Below are 19397 nucleotides of genomic sequence, written 5' to 3'. Positions count from 1 at the left end.
TACGAACTACGAATTACGAATTACGAACTACGAACTACGAATTACGAACTACGAATTACGAATTACGAATTACGAACTACGAATGTGGAATTTTTGGGGATGGATGCGCTTTTCGACGCGATCGCGCAATTCATTCTGGAAACTTGCCGAATGCTCCGGATCGATGCCAAGATATTCGTCAAGATGAAAGCAAATTACACGCGACCAATCGATTCCATCTGCTGCTGTTAAAAACTCGAGAAATTCTTTTTGAGAATTTCCTGTCGCGAAAACGACGCGCGCCCGCCCGTGCTGTGCGATACAAGCTTGCAATTCAATTTTCGCTATCTGCGCGGCGGCAACTGCAAGCACCTGCGAATTACTATAGATGCGCACTTCTAGAGCATCAACTCGAAAGATATTCGGTTCCACCACGCCCCACTATTTCCCTCGAACTTCCCACTGACAACCTAACTCCTTTACTTTGACACTCCCCGGCGTGAACGCACGGGGATTCTTGGCTCAACCAGTCAACTTGCTCATTGATGTCACCACCAATGAGTAGAGGTCGCTCTGTCCCCAAGCGTTAATTTCCCTATGCCCTAGGGTATTTAAATTGATTCCCGCCTGCCTCAAAACCTTAGCTAAGATATTCAGCGCTGCGTTGTGGTCGCGGTCTAACACTGTTCCACAACCACAAATGTGAGTCCTGACTGATAGCGACTTCTTAACCGTATTGCCACAAGTTGAACAGTCTTGACTGGTGTATTGGGGAGCAACAGCAACAACTGTTTTCCCGTACACTTTACCTAAATACTGCAACCATCGAGCAAACTGCGACCACGCTGCATCACTGATACTTTTAGCAAGCTTATGGTTCTTCACCATGTTTCGCACCTGAAGGTCTTCGTAGGCTACGAAATCGCTAGATTTCACTACGCACAACGCCGTCTTTATGGCGAAATCTTTACGCTGCCTACTGACCTTGAGGTGTTTTCTTCCCAGTCGGTTGATAGCCTTTTTCTGGTTGGCTGACCCTTTCTTCTTGCTGGAAACCCGTTTCTGCGCCCGCTTTAATCCCTTTTCACTTTTACGCAGGTGACGAGGATTAGATACGGTTGCTCCGGTGCTATCGGTTAAGAAGTGGTTCAACCCGACATCTATACCGATAGCCTTGCCTGTTGGGATAACTTCTTCTGTACGTTCTACACTGATGCAGAACTGAGCGTAGTACCCATCAGCACGACCAATTACCCGCACCCGCTTAATTTCGTCAGGCGCATAGAAATGCAAGTCACGAGAACCAACTAACTTAAAGGTTCCTGCGGCAAAGCCATCAGTGAAAGTTAGACTTCTTTTATCAGGAGAAAGCTTCCAGCCTGATGTCTTGTACTCGACAGAACGAGTCCCCTTTTTAAATCGTGGATAGCCCTTCTTTCCAGGTTTATTGGCTTTGCAATTAGCAAAGAACCGTTGGATAGCAAAAATGGCACGTTCCGCCGAAGCTTGACGCGCCATTGAGTTAAGTTTTCCTGCCCACTCAAACTCTTTTGCTAAGACAGCACATTGTTTGTAGAGGTCGGACAGCTTAACGTTCTGATTGTCCATCCAGTACCTTAGAGCTTTGTTTCGGATAAACTGAGCGGTGCGGATCATTTCGTCAACGATCCGATACTGCTGAGACTTACCTTTTAACTTAAACTCTAGTACAATCATGTGTTTATTGTATCCTGTTTATAGCGAATTATCGATATATAGCAATCCCAAATAGGTTGTGATAAGTACGAGCGCTGAAAGCCATACGCAGCAATGCTATATCTTCCGAAAAATATTTTAAACAATTTGGGATTGCTATAAAACAAGAAAAGTCGCCCTAGAAGGGCGAGGCTTTAGACCCAGTTTCTTGGTAACGCTGTGACAAAGCGATCGCTTGCCAATTTTAATTTAATTCTTTGCTCCTGACTCAAAATGCCAAATCCATCTTCTACCTTTTTCAATAAGCTTCGCCAACTCAAGCACGATGTACTGCGCCAGTATTGTAACTTTAGAATCCAAGGCGACGACGAGCCTTACAGCATTTTATGGCGCGATCGACCCTACCGCATTCTTTTAATTCTAAGTCATATGCGCTCTGGTTCCTCGTTGCTTTCCCATCTTCTCATTTCTAATCCGGAGATAATCGGCTACGGAGAAACTCACCTTCAATATGAAAAAGAAGGAGATTTTAAAACTTTAATCGCGAAGGTTTACGAGCGAAATATCTACAATCTGAAAGGCGCAAATCTGACGGGATTGGGAATGTCTCACCGTTACGTTCTCGATAAAGTTTTGCATAATAGTAAGTTCGCCAATCCCAGTTTTTTAACCTCACCGAACGTTTATGCAATCTTCTTATTAAGAGAACCCCAAAGGACGCTACCGAGCCTCCTCGACCTTAAATCGCACTGGACGGAAAAAGAAGCAATTGAGTATTATACGGAGCGTTTGCCCGTCCTCGAAAGTTATGCAAAATTAATCGACGATAAGCGCCGAAGTTTGTTTATTACCTACGAACAATCGCTCGATCGCACTTCCGAAGTTTTTGCCGCCCTCCAAAATCTGCTCGGAACTCGCCAAGGATTTTCGGAAGAATACGAAGTGTTGAATACAACAGGAACCAAAGGAGTTGGCGACTCTAAAGGGAATATTAAAGCCGGAAAAATTGTGCGGGAACGTCGCCAAATTAACTGCAACGTCTCGCCGGAAGTTGTGGAACGAGGTCAGCAAGCTTTCGATCGCTGCGCGGAAACGTTATCTCAGTATTGCCAAACCCTTCCATCGCCTTAATTTTTCTTTACAAAAAGGAGACAGATTCGGCGATCGAGGACTAGAATGGCGAATTATTTACCACCACTTCTAAAAGTTTAATCAAAATGTTAATAAAACTCTGGAAATCCAAAAGATTATCTGGGGTCCTTGCTCTATTGTCAATCTTTTTATTGTGCTTTTTCTTTGACGTAAAAGCAGCGTATGCCCATCGTCCCCACGATGTAATCGAGCAAGTCCTCCTTTCTCCGAGTTACGCGCAAGATAATACAGTCTATAGTTTTGTGCGGGGAAATTTATTTAAATCGAGCGATCGCGGCGAATCTTGGGCGAAAGCGAACCCAGGGCTGCCAACCTTAAAGATCGAAGTTCTCGCAGTAGCCCCCGACAGCGCCGATCGCGCCCTCGCCGCCAGCAGCGAAGGCGGACTCTACCGCACCGAAAACGGCGGCAAAACCTGGGAAACCGCCCTCGATAAAACCCAAAAAATCTCTGCGATCGCTTATTTTCCCGACAGTCCCAACCGCGTTGCGATCGGAACCCTTCAAGGGGCGTTATCCCTCTCTGAAGATGGCGGCAAAACCTGGAAAAAAGCAACCGCGATCGCTGGAAGCGGTAAAATTTCCGCGATCGCGCCCTCGCCCAATTTTGCCAAAGATGGTACTTTTTGGGCAGGAACGGAAAAAAAAGATATCTGGCAAACCCGAGATCGCGGCGCAACCTTCACCCCCGGAGGGCGCATTGCTAGCGGTGCGATTGAAGCGATCGTCGTCTCTCCCGACTACGCTAAAGATACGACCTTATTCACTGCCACCTGGAACGAAGCAGTTTATCAATCCAACGACAGTGGTAAAACTTGGACAGAATACAAACAAGGGATTACCAAAGACGATCAAGCCGACGTTCCCAAATTTAGCGCTCCCCACTTCTACGATCTTGCGATTTCCCCCGCCTTCAGCACCGATAAAACCCTGTATCTAGGCGGATTTGACGGGATGTTTGCCTCCACTGACGGCGGGCGCGCTTGGAAAGAACTAGAAACCCTGTCGCGCGGTACGATTATCGGACTTGCCGTTTCGCCCAACTATCAAAATGATTCTACCGTCGCGATCGCGAACTATGTAGGCAATCTTTACATCAGTCGCGATAAAGGCACAACCTGGAGTAACATTACCACTGGTCTAGAAGTGCCGCGCTTTACCAACAACTTCAAAAAACCCCATCAAGATCCGAGGCGTTTTTTTGATATTGCCTTCTCTCCCAATTACGCCAAAGATAAAACCCTTTTTGCCAGCGTTCTCTGGACTTATTTCTTAAAATCCACTAACGATGGCAAATCTTGGCAACTCGTCAAACTCCCGAAAAGCGTTCGCGGTGTAACCATCGCTGTTTCGCCCAACTTCGCCGCCGACAAAACCATCTTCGTCACCAATCAAGGGGGAAATGTGATGAAATCGGAAGATGGCGGTAATAGTTTTAAAACCATCGCCAAAGTGGAGAAAGTGAAGGGTAACGATCCGCCCTCGCTCGCGATTTCGCCAGACTTTGCTGCCGATAAAACCCTGTATATTTACAACAGTACCAACGGCATCTCTAAATCAACCGATGGCGGCAAAACTTGGCAGCCAGCGGCTCGGGGGACAGAACTCCAGAAACGCAGCAACCTGCAAATCGCTATCTCTCCCAACTATAAGCGCGATCGCACCCTCTTCGTTGGCAGCAATGGGGGCATTTTTACAACGTCAGATGCCGGTGCTGGCTGGAAGAAATTGCCCGGAATTGAGGGCTATGTGCAAGGCGTTGCCCTCTCCCCCGATTACGCGCGCGCGCCCGAAGGGATCCGCGAAGCGGATCGCACCTTGATTGCCAGCGTCAGAGGCAAAGGATTATTTCAAAGCAGCGATGGCGGCGCAACCTTCCGCAAAATCGGCAACGACAGCCTTGCCTTAGCGAAAATGGTCGGTCCGCCATCTGCCCCCGTCCCGATTAAATTCTCCCCCGATTACGCGCGCGATCGCACCCTTTATGGATTTGGCGCTACTACGACTAAAGTTTTCAAATCCACCGATAGCGGCGCAACTTGGGATATAATTGCCGTTCCTAAAGTCGATAATAATCGCTACGATTTGATGACGCGCCTGCAACTGATCGGCATGATTTACAAAAAGAAGATTCTCGGATTATTAATAGCGCTTGCCCTCGGAGTTGGAGGGTACTTACTCCTCGGAGAACTAAAACCCAAAAAATCTCAACTCCAATAAGGGGATGTTTTTCGCTCTCTTAAATTGTTGATAAATTGTTAACTCTCTCTCTCCCGTTACGCAACCCCATTAGCGGGAGATTCTCAAACTCGAGATATGAACGCAAACGAATCTCTGAATTACTCTTTGATTGTTCCCATCTACAACGAAGAGAAAACGATCCCCGAATTGTATCGACGTTTGAGCGCCGTTATGGATAGCTTAGACGGAACTGTCGAACTAATTTTAATTAACGACGGCAGCAGCGATCGCTCCCTGGAAATGATGCGAGAATTGCACCAACAAGATGCGCGGGTTTGCTATCTAAGTTTTGCGCGCAACTTCGGGCATCAAACGGCAGTGACGGCTGGATTGAATTACTCGCGAGGCACAGCAATTATCGTCCTCGATGCCGACTTACAAGATCCGCCAGAACTTATTCCTCAACTACTCGAACAGTGGCGACAAGGTTATTACGTCGTCTACGCCCGTCGCACGAAACGCCGCAAGGAAGGATGGTTTAAGCGTTTTACTGCTTACACCTTCTATCGCCTGTTGCGCTACCTCGCCGATGTCGATATTCCCGCCGATACGGGGGATTTTTGTTTGATGGATCGGAAAGTCGTCGAGCTTTTAAATCGTATGCCAGAACGCGATCGCTATATCCGAGGATTGCGCGCTTGGGTGGGTTTCCCCCAAACCGCCATTCAATACGAGCGAGAACCGCGCTTTGCTGGAGAAGTTAAATATACCTTCCGCAAATCCTTCGCCCTCGCGATTAACAGCCTCGTTTCCTTTTCTAAAGTACCCCTGCGACTTGCAACTTATTTAGGGCTTTTTTCCGCGTTTTTAGCCCTTATTATGGCGTTTCTAGTTCTGTATTGGCGTTTTTACCAACCTAACTCGCCTTTAACGGGAATGGCCGCGATTATCGTCTCAATCTTTTTTCTCGGTTCGGTTCAACTCATTTGTATCGGTATTTTGGGCGAATATATCGGCAGAATTTATGAAGAAGTTAAAGGTAGGCCGCTTTATACCCTCGCTGAAGTAGTAGGATTTGAACGGTAATTCGTAATTCGTAATTCGTAATTCGTAATTCGTAATTCGTAATTCGTAATTCGTAATTCGTAATTCGTAATTCGCGGTCAATGAACCCCCAATTATCAATTCACCCTAAAGTTAGTGCCATTCATTCATTATCCATTATTCATTATCCATTATTCATTATCCATTATCCATTATTCATTATTCATTATTCATTATCCATTATCCATTACGTTTCAGATGCCATTGCCAAGCATGGGCGATAATATCTCGCAGTTCGGTATATTGCGGATTCCAGCCCAAAATCGATCGCGCTTTCTCCCCGCTTCCCACCAACATTGGCGGATCTCCCGGACGGCGATCGCGTTCTTCGGCGACAATCTCTTTACCCGTTACCTCTCGCGCCGTTTCGATCGTTTCCTTCACCGAAAATCCATTGCCGTTCCCGAGGTTAAATACCGTCGTTTCACCACCCTTAAATAGGTATTCCAAACCGAGAACATGGGCGGAAGCAAGGTCGGAAACGTGGATATAATCGCGAATGCAAGTCCCGTCCGGCGTGGGGTAATCGGTGCCAAAGATGGTAATCGATTTCCGTTTTCCTAATGCAGCATATAACGTGAGGGGAATTAAATGCGTTTCTGGGTCGTGATCTTCGCCCAAAAGCCCCGAAGGATCGGCTCCAGCGGCGTTAAAGTAACGGAAGATCGTCGATCTGAAATTGTAGGCGCGATCGAAATCGCCTAGAATTTTTTCCACCATTAACTTCGACATCCCGTAAGGATTGATCGGATTTTGAGGATGATCTTCAGGAATCGGAACGGTTTCCGGTACGCCATACGTCGCGCAGGTCGAGGAGAATACAAACTTATTAATCCCGGCAGCTTGCATCGCTTCAATCAGCGTCAGCGTCCCGACGACATTGTTTCGGTAATACTTATCCGGCGCTTCCACCGATTCGCCCACATAAGCATAGGCGGCGAAGTGCATCACCGCATCGATCTTGCGGCTAGAAAAGAGTTTATCGAGCAGGGCGCGATCGTTTGTATCTCCTTCAATTAACTCAGCTTTTAACGCTGTTTCAGCAATATCTCGATGCCCGTAAACCAAATTATCGAGGATGACGACGTTATAACCGGCATTTTGTAAAGCGAGAACGGCATGAGAACCGATATAACCCGCACCGCCCGTCACTAAAATTGTAGGTTGAACCATAGTAATTTGTAATTTGTAATTCGTAATTCGTAATTCGTAATTCAGGATGAGGGATTCCTTCTCTCATTCGTCGTCCCTCATCCCGATCGAGCGTTACTTCGCGCCGACCAACTTTCCGATTTTCTTGCGAATTTTCTTGTTATAAACGAAGAAATTGCGTTGAAAATCTTCAGCTTGCAAAATCGCTTCGGCAGCGATTCCCGTGGTGCCATTATAATCTTTTAACGCCTTGCGTCGGAAGAAGTTCATGGGTTCGGAGTAGGTCGTTTTTGTGGATAACGTAGGTTTAGGTCCTGCCCAGTGGATGACCACGCCTTCATTATCCTTGACAATCGGGCCGTCGGGACCCATCGGGTAGCGTTTCTCGAAATCTTCGCGAGGGAAATCGGCGACGATATACTGAATATCTTCCTGTCCGAGGCGCAATTTCCCTTCTTCGGCTCCTTTGAACATCATATAGTTAATGAATCCCATATCGCCGTACTTGAACACGCCCGGTTTTTGTTGGAGATAGTCGAGGATGCCAATATACTCTTCGAGAGGGAAAATATCTCGCGTGCCGAATAAAACCGCCGGACAAACGAAAGTGCGATCGCGCCACTCAAAACCGGCATAATCTTTCTCGAAGATGGGTAAATCGAAAAAGTATTCCTGTACCATCTCCGGAGTATAAGGATAGCAGGGCTGGTCGATAATCAAATCGTAGTCATTGAAGTTGGCATACTTAAGAACATCGCCCCAAACGACAACATCGGAATCGATGATGAGAAAACGCTTAAACGGACTTTCCCAAAACGCAATCATCCGCGTCGTCCCCCAGCCAAAACTGCGCTGCTTGAGAACCTCAGAGGTCATCGTTTCGCGACTGATAACCTTAACGTCGTAAGCTTGCTGCATATCGGCTACTGAAAAATTCCCATCGACTAACAAAGCAATGGGAACATCGCCCAGGAAGTACCGAATACTGGCACAAACGCCCTTGGCGAAGAGATAGTCTTGGTCGCAACAGATAACGATAATGCCAAAATCTTCCACGATCGTGTATTCCTATTTCTAAACGGGTACTCTTAAGGACAGAGAAACACTTCTGATTTTAGTTTGCCCGCAGTCGTTCCTATTCTATATACCCTGAAGTCGATGAATTGCGCTCGCTTAGCTGTCCTCTTAACCTGTTATAACCGCAAAAGCAAAACTCTAGACTGTTTGCAGCGGTTATTTAACCAAGACTTTACCTCCGAGGTAAGCTTAGACGTTTATCTGGTAGACGATGGCAGTACCGATGGAACCGCCGATGCGATTCGCCAAACTTATCCCCAAGTTAAAATTTTTTCCGGAACGGGGAGTCTGTTTTGGAATGGGGGAATGCGCTACGCCTTCGAGGAAGCGCTTAAAGGCGACTACGACTACTATGTCTGGCTCAATGACGATACCATGCTCTATCCCAACGCCCTAGCCGCGCTACTAGAAACTTCGGCGCAGTTGGCCGCAAAAGGCGAAGATAAAGCCATTGTCGCCGGTTCCACGCAAGACCCAGACACGCAAGAGTTTACCTACGGCGGGATTAAACAGCACGGTCCGCTGTTTCCCCCATTTAAAGTCCGTTCCATCGAACCGACCGATACGCCGCAAAAATGCGACGCGATGTGCGGTAATATCGTGCTGATTCCGCGATCGGTGGTGCAGCGGGTTGGCAATCTCGACCCCCAATTAACCCATTATGCGGGCGATTGGGACTACGGTTTGCGAGCCAAACAAGAAGGCTGTACGGTGTGGATTGCCCCGGGATATCAGGGAACTTGTCCGAGAAACCCGACCCCCGAACCGGGAAGCGTTCCCAAACTCGAGGAAGGTCTTAAGAAAATGGGGCAACCCAAAGGTTTAGCCCTCCAAGATGTCACGCTACAATCCTTTGACGAATGGAAAATTATCATGAAGCGACACGGCGGGTTATTGTGGCCGATCTTTTGGCTGCTTCCCTACCGTCGGTTGCTCCCGACGATGCTTTTCCGCAACCCGAAGAAAGCCTAACCATTTACATCAATTAAATCAGGTCTCGGTGCTGACCGGGAGGGGGGAGAGGGGGAGAATTTCGATTGAGAAATTTCATCGCGTTTTAGCTGAATACAGAAGCGTTCTAAAATCCATGAAAGAGACTCGTATTGCTTGGCTTATTCCTTCGGTCGAACTCGGTGCTTACTGGCAGCCCGTGTTGAAAGAATTTATTAAAACCTATCCCAACACGGTTTTTTATACCGGTCAAGTCTGGCCGGGATTCGACCCCAATCTACCGGGATGTTCGGTTATCGAACTGGTGGGAGAAACATCATTTTTGGAAACTCAACAGGTAGAGGCAGGTTACACGCGGGGCTTCATTGCTGTTTCTCCGGCGATTGTCGGTCGCCTGCGACAGTTTAAACCCCAGGTTGTATTACCCCAAGCGTTTTCGCTGTGGACGGTTTTTTGCGTGCTACTCAAGCCAATTTTTCGCTGGAAAATTATCTTGATTTACGATGGCAGTTCGCCGAATACAGATTTTCGGGATTCAAAGTTTCGCACGACGGTTCGTAAGTGGTTGGCGAAGTTTTGCGATACGTTTGTTGCCAATAGTCAGGCGGGTAAGAAGTATTTAATGGAGTGTTTGGAGGTTCCGGAATCCAAAATTTCTTTGCACGTTTATTTGGTTCCGGACGCACAAGCGCTACAGCGAGGTTTGGAAAGCAGTGCTAAGGTCGATTTGAATTTAAAACGCCCGACTTTTTTGTATGTGGGGCGCATCACCCAGCGCAAGGGAATTAAGCCGTTGATTGAAGCTTGCGCGATTTTAAAAGAACGCGGTTATGAAGATTTTAATCTTTTGATTGTCGGTACGGGGGATCAGCGAGAAGAACTAGAAGCGTTGATTCGGGAAAAAGGTTTTGAGTCCCAGGTGACTTGGGCGGGATGGGTTGAATATGGCAATTTGGGGCCGTATTTCCAGCAAGCAGATGTGTTTGTTTTCCCAACTTATGAGGATGTTTGGGGAATGGTTTTGCCGGAGGCGATGGTGTTTGGAAAGCCGGTGCTTTGCTCGAATGGGGCGGCGGCGTTGGAGTTAGTGGAAGAGGGGGGAAATGGTTATATTTTTGACCCTCACAACCCCAAGCAATTAGCCGAGCAAATGAGCCATTTTCTCGACGATCCGAGTTTAATTGAAAGGATGGGGGCGCGATCGCGAGAATTAATCGCGCGCACTACGCCCACAACGGCAGCCCGCGATTTTGTTGAGGTAACGGAAGCAACATTAGCAAAAAAGTGAGGCGAACTGATGTTCGGGCTGAAGGGGGCTTATTTGAAGCTTATTGCGGTGCTGGGCGCGATCGCGATTCTCGGCTTTTCTACCGTCGGTCATTATGGGGTTTCTTGGGATGAAGGCACGGAAATTTCTACGGTTAAGTATAACTATGAATTGATCGCGAAAGGTCGAGAAATTCCCAAGGATTTGAGATATTACGGCGTTCTATTCAACTTTTCGGCAGAAGTTGCTTATCAAGTCCGAGAGGTATTTCGCCAAGGGGTTAATTACAACCCCCTCAAAAACGAAAACTTAGAGGAGGGCGATCGCGCAATTATCGACGCGATCGCCGAACGAATTAAAGTTAAGCATCCCTTTACCTTTTTTGTCGCCCTCTTTGCTTACGGGGCGGTTGGCGCGATCGTGGGTATTTTAGCAGGGTGGGAGTATGCTTGGACGGGCGCGATCGCGTTAGTTCTCTTTCCTCGCTTTTGGGGCCACAGTTTCTTTAACCCCAAGGATATCCCTTTTGCCGCTCTTTTTACCCTCGCTACAGTATTAGGCGCTTATTTAATTCAAGCTTATCTTCAAGCCCCTCCAGAACGCTTAAAGCTGGGAAAAAATCGTCTGACGCTATATTCTTTTCTGTATGGCATTCTGGTTGCTGCCGTAACGGGAATTCGCATCGGAGGGTTTTTCCTGCTCTTTTTCGTTGCTTTAGCTCATCTTTTAGTCGGTTTGGGAAGCCGAAATCTTTATGCTAAGGTTTTTCGGTTTTATCCCTTTTATCTATTAATGGGATTGAGTTGGGCTGCCTTCACAATCCTATTTTACCCCTCTTCATGGTCGAATCCCATTGCTTGGTTTTTCGCAACATTACACTATTTATCGAAGCATACTTGGCCGGGAAAAAATCTATTTGCAGGTCAGTTAGTTACGGCGACAGGAATACCTCGATATTACCTCCCTCAATGGCTGCATCTAACAATTCCTGTCATCTTTCAAATTGCTTTCATTGGGGGCTTAATCAGTTTAATTTGGAAGTACAGAAAACTCGATTATTTGCAGAAAGCTTGTACGATTTTAACGCTTCTGCAAATCTTTACCTTACCTGCGATCGCGATTATTGGTAAGTCTCCGCTGTACAATGCCGAACGGCAGTTTTTATTTGTGCTGCCGGGAGTAGCGGCGATCGCAGTAACAGCAGCCCTTTGGTTCTATCAAAGCCTCGCACGCAAAGCGGTGCGTTGGTTTTTCCTAGCGTTAACCCTCGTTTTGTTAAGCCCGATCGCGGTTGATATGGTAACGTTACATCCCTACGAATACGTTTACTTCAATCGCCTTGCGGGGGGCTTAAGCAAAACTTACGGACAATACGATCGAGATTATTGGGGGCTGGCTTTGCGCGAAGGAATGGAATGGATTAATCGCAATGCAGAACCCAATTCACAAGTTGCAATTGGCGGCGAACAAATTCTTCCTCAAATTTACGCCGTTCCTCATCTTAAATTTTTGGATATCGACAAAGATTTGGATTACGGAAAAAAAGGAGAACCACCGAACTATTACCTCGCCATGCACTATATGAATTTACAAAATGTCTATCCCAATTGTCCGGTTGTTTATGAAGTAATGCGGCAGGGATCGCCTTTAGCAACCGTTAAGAAGTGTAAACGCGATCGCTAAACTGATTAAAATTAAGTATTTCTTTACCTTTTTTGTCGCCCTCTTTGCTTGTGCGGCTGTTGGGGCTTAGCGGGTAACGCGGAGTCTTCAATCTATTTTCATTTCTAAAAATTCTGTTATAAAGGGACAGTATCTTTCCTTTATGGCGCAGAACGACACTTTTTGTTCGCCCTTCCGGCAGTTGCTGTAATTTCAGCACCAGCCGCGCTTAGGAGCAAGTTACTAATGAATTAATTCCAGGGGTAGAGTATGAAAAATCAGTCTATTGGTGGTTTTGAGTATTTGCGTGCAATTTGCTGTCTTCTGGTGGTCATCCGTCATACCGACGCTTTAAGGATTTTTGAATTTAACAATATTTTTCTGGGACAAATCATAGATTTTTTTTATCAAAATATTAGTTTGCTAGCTGTCCCTATTTTTTTTCAAATATCTCTATACTTGTTTTACGAAAAACAACGAGAAAAACCCAACTATTTTTATCAGAAGCGATTTTATAAGTTGCTTTCGATCTATGCGTTTTGGGTTCCCATCGCCGTTCTCGGAAAAATTTATTTAGGAGAAATAGAATCGAGCCGGATGCTAACCGAGCCGTTATATTTGATGTGGGTTATTATGACAGGAGGCGATACTCTATTTTACTTTCTATTTTCTCTCATTTTCCTTTCTTTTTTAGCCGATTTAAAAATGAGAGTTAAATCGTATTGGCAACCCAGCGAGCGAATCTGGATAGGGGTAGAATACAGCTTATTCTTTTTGACTTGTTTGTTATTAATTGTCCAATCAACAATCGGTGTTACTCTTAAAAGTTATCCTTGGGTTGCGCACAACAATCCTCTCAATTTCCTACCTTATATTTTTAGCGCCTACCTCATTTGGCAAAAAAATAAGGATACTAAAAACGACCAAAACTATCGCTGGCAAAACGAGACGCTCGCAATCGCTGTCATTTTAGGAGTGATTATTTTCTCGATCGTCCTTGAAGGGAGATTTTTTAACTTATCTGACGCTCCGCAAGTCTTTTTATACGATCGCCTTCCTCAATATGCGCGAGTTTCTTGTGTCTTATCCTCTTCTTTAATAACTTACCTCTTTATCCGCTATAATCCCAAACCGAACGCATTCGTCGTACTCCTCTCCTTTTGTTCGCTAGGAATTTACTGCATCCACAAATTTTTACCGAACTTTATCGGGATAGCTTTACATCAAATTGTGGTTAAATTTGACTACGATTTAAGCAGCGATATTGCTATGATGAGCTTTCTCAGATTTTGGAGTTTATTCCTGGGGTCGCTTATTTTAACATTAGCGTTGAAACGAGTTAAATTTTTCAAGCAATTGGTCTGAAAGTGTGGAAAACAAGCCAGTTGTTTCGATTTCTACAGCAAATTCCACAGTTGAAGATTGCCTTTGCGATCGCCCGCAACCAAAGTTTTGCCATCGCGACTCACCGCCAGCGCAGAACCTCGAACTTGTTCGCCAAAACGATGCACGAGTTCGCCGCTGCAAGCATTCCAAACTGTGACCGCATAGTTACGCCCTCCCGAACCATCCCCAGTTGCAAATAACGTTTTGCCGTCGGGACTAAACGCGATCGCGAAAGGCTGTCCGTTATGTCCTTTCAGGGTTTTAATCGGTTCTCGCACGGGTTTGCGTTGCAAATCCCAAAGTCGAATCCCTTGAGGGCTGCCGCTGCCCGAGGCTAAAATTCGTCCCGACGGCGAAAGCGCGATCGCGTCAACCTGGTTGCCGTGGATGAGGAGTTCCTGCATTTCTCCGCTCGAAGTTACGATCTCGACAGCATTGCTGGCTTGGGCGGCGATCGCGAGGGAGCGTTTGTCGGGCAGAAGGGCGATAAACTGAGCCGGATAGCGCGTCTTAAAATGAGCTTGCTGTCCGCTGTTCGGGTTCCAACGGCGAACGGTTCCCCCTATATCGCTACTCAACAAGAACTTGCCGTCGGCGGTAAAAAGTAGTTGTTCGACGCGGGCTTGATGGTTTAATTTTCGCTTGAGTTTCCCCGTATTCAAGTCGTGTAGCCAAATTCCGCCGCCTTCATCGCCGATCGCGATCGTTTTTCCGTCGGGACTCAAGGCCACTGCATCGACAAACTTAACCGAACCCGAGAGATTGTAACGCAGCTTGCGCGCCGACAAATCCCATACCCGAGCCTGTTTTCCCCCAGAAACGAGGGTTTTACCGTCGGCAGAAAGCGCCAAGCTAGGAATGCCGTAACCGTTCCCCTTGTCGAGGACAAAACCGCGCGCCGCAACGCCATTCCCTGCGGAATCGAAAATTTTCCAAGCTTCGGGCGGTGGTGCGGGATTGGAAGCCGTTCCCAAGCAAGCATTTGCGACTTCGGGGATGGGAATGACCTTCCCATTCTCATCTATCCTTTGACCGTTTTCATTAATCGCAACCGTCGTACCGAACAGGCTAGCAATGTCCCGCCGTTGGTCGCGTAAATGCTCGGAGAGAGGCTTCGAGCTTAAAGTCGTGCGAACCCACAAATCGAATCCCCACAGCCCTAAAGCGCTTAAAGCGACGAAAGCGAGGGTCATGCGAACCACAGAAGCCAAACAGCCAAAACATCCCGTATTAGCCGTTGGGCGCGATCGCGAATTTTGAGAAAAGGGAGATTGCTTTTGCACGGTCAAATTTTGAATTGAACCTTCTTAAAACAACACTGAATCTTGCCAGTTAAATGCCGCAATGGTAAAAAGGCGAGTTAACCTGGGAACATTAACCCTAACTTCCTGTGCAACAATTCGCCTGCATGAGTTGGGAAGCGATCGAGAACACTGTATCTATGAAAATTTTACTCTCTTGCTTTGCCTGCGAACCCGGACAAGGATCTGAAGAAGGAGTCGGTTGGAATGTCGCCGTACAATCGGCGCGATTCAACGAAGTTTGGGTCATCACCCGCGAATTTTGCCGACCGCCCATCGAAGAAGAATTGCAGCGCAACCCCATTCCCAACTTACATTTCGTCTACGTCGAACCCTTCGGTTGGAAAGAAAGTTTTAAAGGTCGCCAAGGAGGGCTGCAACTTCACTATTATTTGTGGCAGATTCTCGCTTACCGCAAAGCCAAAGAATTGCACCGAAAACTTCACTTCGACGTAACGCGCCACGTCACCTACGTTAAGTTTTGGTCGCCCAGTTTAGTGGGTTTGCTGCCCGTTCCCTTCATCTGGGGGCCGATTGGCGGCGGCGAATCTGCCCCCAAACCGTTTTGGCGCGACTTCAGCACCAAAGGAAAACTTTACGAATTCGCGCGGGATGTCGCCCAGCGTATCGGCGAACTCGACCCCCTAACGCGCCTCACCGCGCGACGGAGTGTGTTTACTCCCGTAACCACCGAGGATACGGCAAAACGAGTGCGACCGATGGGGGCGAAAAACGTACAAATTTACTCCGAGGCGGGTTTATCGAAGGACGCGATCGCGCGTTTGGGACAGTATACAATGCCTTCAGAAGAACCGATCCGATTTATCAGTTTGGGTCGCCTCTTACACTGGAAAGGCTATCACCTTTCCGTCCGCGCCTTCGCTAAAGCCAACCTCCCTAATGCAGAATATTGGTTGTTAGGGGATGGCCCCGATCGCGAGCATTTAGAAACTATTGCCCGAGAATTAGGGTGCGAAGATCGGATTAAATTTTGGGGCAGACGACCTCGAGAAGAAAGTTTAGAAAAATTAGGGGCATCTCACGTTCTCGTTCATCCCAGTTTGCACGATTCGGGCGGCTGGACTTGCTTAGAAGGGATGGCTGCGGGTCGTCCGATTATCTGCTTGGCATTGGGAGGGCCGGATACTCAAGTGACCGAAGAAACGGGAATTAAAGTTCCCGCGCGCAATCCCGAGCAAGCTGTGCGGGATTTAGCAGAAGCAATGACTCTTTTGGCGAAAAATGCGTCATTGCGGGAACAATTAGGAGAAGGAGGAAAAAAACGAGTCCGCGAAGTCTATGATTGGGATGCAAAAGGCGAGTTTTTCGCTCAACTATATGACAAAGTTAGAACAGCAAATAGCAGCCGGTAAGCAGTCAACAGCAAATTGCCTATTGACTCCCGCTCGCTGATGACTTAACAGAGTACGGTCAAAGCAATGGGTCCATAACGTTACATCAGAGGGTTATTCGGCAGAAGTCTTAAAATGCCGTACCCCCATACTCAATCCAACATCTGAACATCTAACATCCAAAAATCCAAAATTGTCATGACTGTTGCAATTATTACAGGTTCGGCTGGCTTAATTGGTTCTGAAGCGTCTAAATTCTTTGCCGGACAAGGCTTAGAAGTGGTCGGAATCGATAACGATATGCGCCGCGTCTTTTTTGGCGAGGATGCTTCGACGACGTGGAATCGCAAGCGGCTCGAGGAGGAGTTGGGGAGCAATTATACTCATGTCGAGGTTGATATTCGCGATCGCGAGGCGATTGACAACCTCTTTAAAAAGTACGGATCCAACATCTCCCTCATCGTCCACACCGCCGCCCAACCCTCCCACGACTGGGCAGCCCGCGATCCCCACATGGACTTTAGCGTTAACGCCAACGGCACTTTAAACCTCCTGCAAGCAACGCGCGAAAACTGCCCGGAAGCGCCCTTTATTTTTACCTCCACTAACAAAGTTTACGGCGACACGCCCAACCGCCTGCCCTTAATTGAAAAGGATACTCGTTGGGAAATCGATCCCAATCATACCTACGTCGGCGGCATTCGCGAAGATATGTCCATCGACCATACCACCCACAGTTTATTTGGTGCATCGAAGGTGGCAGCGGATGTTTTAGTGCAAGAATACGGTCGCTATTTTGATATGAAAACGGCTTGTTTCCGAGGCGGCTGTTTGACCGGGCCGAATCATTCGGGGACGCAATTACACGGCTTTTTAGCTTATTTAGTTAAGTGCGCGGCGACGGGTGTTCCTTATACGGTTTTTGGGTATAAGGGCAAACAAGTTCGGGATAATATTCACAGCGCGGATTTAATTAATGCCTTCAACGAGTTTTATAAAGCGCCTCGCAGTGCAGAAGTTTACAATACTGGCGGCGGACGCTTTAGCAATTGCTCGATGTTAGAAGCCATTAAAATGGCGGAAGAAATCACCGGCAAGGAAATGACTTATACCTATTCGGAAACGAACCGAATTGGGGATCATATTTGGTGGATTAGCGATAACAGCCGTTTTGAATCTCATTATCCTAACTGGAAGATGAAGTACAACGTGCCGGAAATCTTGAAAGAGATTTATGAATACAACCACGAACGTTGGGGAAAGGAAGGATAAATTCTGAGTTATGAGTTGATGAATGGGGAATGATGAATTGTTTCTAAAACAGACTCTTTAGCGGATATCTATTCACTGTTCCTCATTCGCCGATCGCTGATAACGATTCACTATCGAATGGCGGTGAACTCAGGCTGGTGGGCAATGCCCACCCTACGAAATTATCTGTAGAGACGTTGACTTGCAACGTCTCTACCGGCGATTTTCCACTCTTATTTCAGTGCTATTGATTCACTATCCACAAATTCACTAAAATGATTGATGCAGGCAAACGCAATGTGCTTGGAGTTAAGGTGAATGTCGTCGATTACGAGGCGGCAGTCGATCGCATTATCCAAGCAGCAAAAAACAAGCAAGGACTTTCCGTTTCTGCGTTAGCAGTCCACGGAGTCATGACGGGGGTATTGGACGATACTCACCGCCATCGCCTCAATCGCTTCGATCTGATTTGTCCCGACGGACAGCCGGTACGCTGGGCGTTAAATGCGATGCACAAAGCTCGATTGCGCGATCGCGTTTACGGCCCGAATTTGACCCTTTTTACCTGCGAGCGCGCCGCAAAAGAAGGATTGCCCATTTACCTTTACGGCAGTCGCATGGAGGTTTTAAATGCCTTCGCAGAGAATTTGCGATCGCGCTATCCGGGGTTGCAAATCGCAGGCGCGCAACCCTCCCGTTTCCGACAAGTAACCGCAGAAGAAAAGCAAGAAATCGTCCAACAAATTAAAGACAGCGGTGCAGCCATTACTCTTGTCGGTTTGGGCTGTCCGCGCCAAGAAGTTTGGGCTTACGAATACCGCGAGGCACTTTCCATGCCACTTTTAGCAGTCGGTGCTGCCTTCGACTTCCACGCCGGACTACTCCCCCAAGCCCCGAAAATGTGGCAAGACCTCGGCTTAGAATGGCTGTTTCGCCTCATTCAAGAACCGAAGCGCCTTTGGAAGCGCTACATCTTACTCAATCCCCATTACGTTTGGTTGCTGAGTCAGCAAATGCTGGGTTTGCGCCGCTTCGATCCGGAGGCAACGCAAGCGCCCCAGCAAGAGTTACGGTATGGGTAGTTTGTAATTCGTAATTCGTAATTCGTAATTCGTAATTCGTAATTCGTAATTCGTAGTTCGTAATTCGTAATTCGTAATTGGGAATTGGGAATTCGGAGTTTCAAACGGCTAACGGTTGGCGGATTTGCTTTGAGGTGCGATCGACTTCAATCCAGCGCAAATCCTCCAATCGATGAACCAAATTCGAGATCGTAACTCCTAATTCTTCCGCCATCTCGTACAGCGATCGCCATTGGCTTAAATCGCGCCTTTGTCGCTGCTGCTGCAAAACATATTGCGGCATCAACAAACAACTCGCAAAATATTGCGCCTGCCACTCGATTCCCTCAAAGTTATCCCCCGAACGACACAACAGGGGTTCAACCGAAATCTTCACTCCCTTCGCTTGCAAACTCGCATACCGTTGCGCCTTTTCCGTATCGATATGCAGCACCCAATGTCCGATTTCGTGCGCCACCGTCGATTCGCCGAAACCGCCGCGCAACTGCGGGATATCTTCGTTAATCTCGATTAAACGTTCTAACGGCAGAATTCGCGCCGCAATTTGTCCCTCTTCATCTTCGGGAATGCGATCCCACACCACATCTAAACCCAAAAACTCTGCCACCCGACTCGCATCCAGCGGAAACTTGGGCTTATAGTTCGGCGTGATTTCCATCGCCTCTAAAATATTGAGAGCGGAGCATTCAATTGCGAATTTGTCAAGAAAACGAAACGGCTTGAAGATAGTCATAATTCGTAATTCGTAATTCGTAATTCGTAATTCCCCCATTCATCACTCATCACTCATAATTCATAATTCCCCC

The 19397-nt window shown here is 47.2% G+C and carries 16 protein-coding genes; 10 read left to right on the top strand and 6 right to left on the bottom strand.

What is annotated here, in order from left to right; all coding sequences use genetic code 11:
* Positions 1-69 precede the first annotated feature (69 nt).
* The gene (locus tag H6G50_RS11485) at positions 70-414 is read right to left on the bottom strand and encodes a 6-phosphogluconolactonase (RefSeq protein WP_190716290.1); all 345 of its coding nucleotides are present in this window, start codon (positions 412-414) and stop codon (positions 70-72) included.
* 87 nt (positions 415-501) lie between these two features.
* A complete protein-coding gene (locus tag H6G50_RS11480; protein WP_190716288.1) occupies positions 502-1695 on the bottom strand; it encodes an RNA-guided endonuclease TnpB family protein in 1194 nt (397 codons plus the stop codon).
* 252 nt (positions 1696-1947) lie between these two features.
* Here H6G50_RS11480 and H6G50_RS11475 point away from each other — a divergent pair, with 252 nt between their 5' ends.
* The 3 genes from H6G50_RS11475 (at position 1948) to H6G50_RS11465 (ending at position 6092) form a co-directional block, all read left to right on the top strand.
* A complete protein-coding gene (locus tag H6G50_RS11475) occupies positions 1948-2805 on the top strand; it encodes a sulfotransferase family protein (protein WP_190716286.1) in 858 nt (285 codons plus the stop codon).
* A 137-nt stretch (positions 2806-2942) separates the two neighbouring features.
* Entirely contained in the window at positions 2943-5045 is a 2103-nt protein-coding gene (locus H6G50_RS11470; RefSeq protein ID WP_190716284.1) for a YCF48-related protein, read from the top strand.
* A 96-nt stretch (positions 5046-5141) separates the two neighbouring features.
* Positions 5142-6092: a glycosyltransferase family 2 protein gene (locus tag H6G50_RS11465; protein ID WP_190716282.1), complete on the top strand. Its 951-nt coding sequence runs from the start codon at positions 5142-5144 to the stop codon at positions 6090-6092.
* A gap of 198 nt (positions 6093-6290) precedes the next feature.
* On the opposite strand, the gene galE is transcribed toward H6G50_RS11465, so the two are convergent.
* Complete coding sequence (galE, locus tag H6G50_RS11460) at positions 6291-7283, bottom strand: UDP-glucose 4-epimerase GalE (protein ID WP_199302823.1); 993 nt, start codon at positions 7281-7283, stop codon at positions 6291-6293.
* A 93-nt stretch (positions 7284-7376) separates the two neighbouring features.
* The gene (locus H6G50_RS11455) at positions 7377-8318 is read right to left on the bottom strand and encodes a hypothetical protein (RefSeq protein WP_190716280.1); all 942 of its coding nucleotides are present in this window, start codon (positions 8316-8318) and stop codon (positions 7377-7379) included.
* 102 nt (positions 8319-8420) lie between these two features.
* On the opposite strand from H6G50_RS11455, the gene H6G50_RS11450 reads away from it, so the two are divergent.
* From H6G50_RS11450 to H6G50_RS11435, 4 genes are all read left to right on the top strand, one after another.
* Positions 8421-9311, top strand: a complete 891-nt coding sequence (locus H6G50_RS11450; protein WP_190716278.1) for a glycosyltransferase family 2 protein — start codon at positions 8421-8423, stop codon at positions 9309-9311.
* 115 nt (positions 9312-9426) lie between these two features.
* Entirely contained in the window at positions 9427-10578 is a 1152-nt protein-coding gene (locus tag H6G50_RS11445; RefSeq protein WP_190716276.1) for a glycosyltransferase family 4 protein, read from the top strand.
* A 9-nt stretch (positions 10579-10587) separates the two neighbouring features.
* A complete protein-coding gene (locus H6G50_RS11440) occupies positions 10588-12240 on the top strand; it encodes a hypothetical protein (RefSeq protein ID WP_190716274.1) in 1653 nt (550 codons plus the stop codon).
* A 249-nt stretch (positions 12241-12489) separates the two neighbouring features.
* Positions 12490-13584 carry an acyltransferase gene (locus H6G50_RS11435; protein WP_190716273.1) on the top strand — a complete coding sequence of 365 codons (1095 nt, stop codon included), beginning with the start codon at positions 12490-12492 and terminating at the stop codon, positions 13582-13584.
* A gap of 32 nt (positions 13585-13616) precedes the next feature.
* Here H6G50_RS11435 and H6G50_RS24545 read toward each other — a convergent pair whose 3' ends face one another.
* Positions 13617-14888 carry a WD40 repeat domain-containing protein gene (locus tag H6G50_RS24545; RefSeq protein ID WP_190716272.1) on the bottom strand — a complete coding sequence of 424 codons (1272 nt, stop codon included), beginning with the start codon at positions 14886-14888 and terminating at the stop codon, positions 13617-13619.
* 158 nt (positions 14889-15046) lie between these two features.
* On the opposite strand from H6G50_RS24545, the gene H6G50_RS11425 reads away from it, so the two are divergent.
* From H6G50_RS11425 to H6G50_RS11415, 3 genes are all read left to right on the top strand, one after another.
* Positions 15047-16279, top strand: a complete 1233-nt coding sequence (locus H6G50_RS11425) for a glycosyltransferase (protein ID WP_190716271.1) — start codon at positions 15047-15049, stop codon at positions 16277-16279.
* Positions 16280-16456: 177 nt separating this feature from the next.
* A complete protein-coding gene (locus H6G50_RS11420) occupies positions 16457-17530 on the top strand; it encodes an NAD-dependent epimerase/dehydratase family protein (protein WP_190716270.1) in 1074 nt (357 codons plus the stop codon).
* Between the two features lie 254 nt (positions 17531-17784).
* On the top strand, positions 17785-18591 hold the full coding sequence (locus H6G50_RS11415) for a WecB/TagA/CpsF family glycosyltransferase (RefSeq protein ID WP_190716269.1): 807 nt from the start codon (positions 17785-17787) through the stop codon (positions 18589-18591).
* 100 nt (positions 18592-18691) lie between these two features.
* Here the strand turns inward: H6G50_RS11415 and H6G50_RS11410 are convergent, their stop codons facing one another.
* Positions 18692-19324, bottom strand: a complete 633-nt coding sequence (locus H6G50_RS11410) for an ImmA/IrrE family metallo-endopeptidase (RefSeq protein ID WP_190716268.1) — start codon at positions 19322-19324, stop codon at positions 18692-18694.
* Between the last annotated feature and the right edge of the window lie 73 nt (positions 19325-19397).

Origin of the sequence: Oscillatoria sp. FACHB-1406 (genome assembly GCF_014698145.1) — a bacterium.
Taxonomy (GTDB): domain Bacteria; phylum Cyanobacteriota; class Cyanobacteriia; order Cyanobacteriales; family Spirulinaceae; genus FACHB-1406.
The sequence above is the reverse complement of the archived record's forward strand: the minus strand, read 5'-3'. Positions and strand labels throughout refer to the sequence as shown.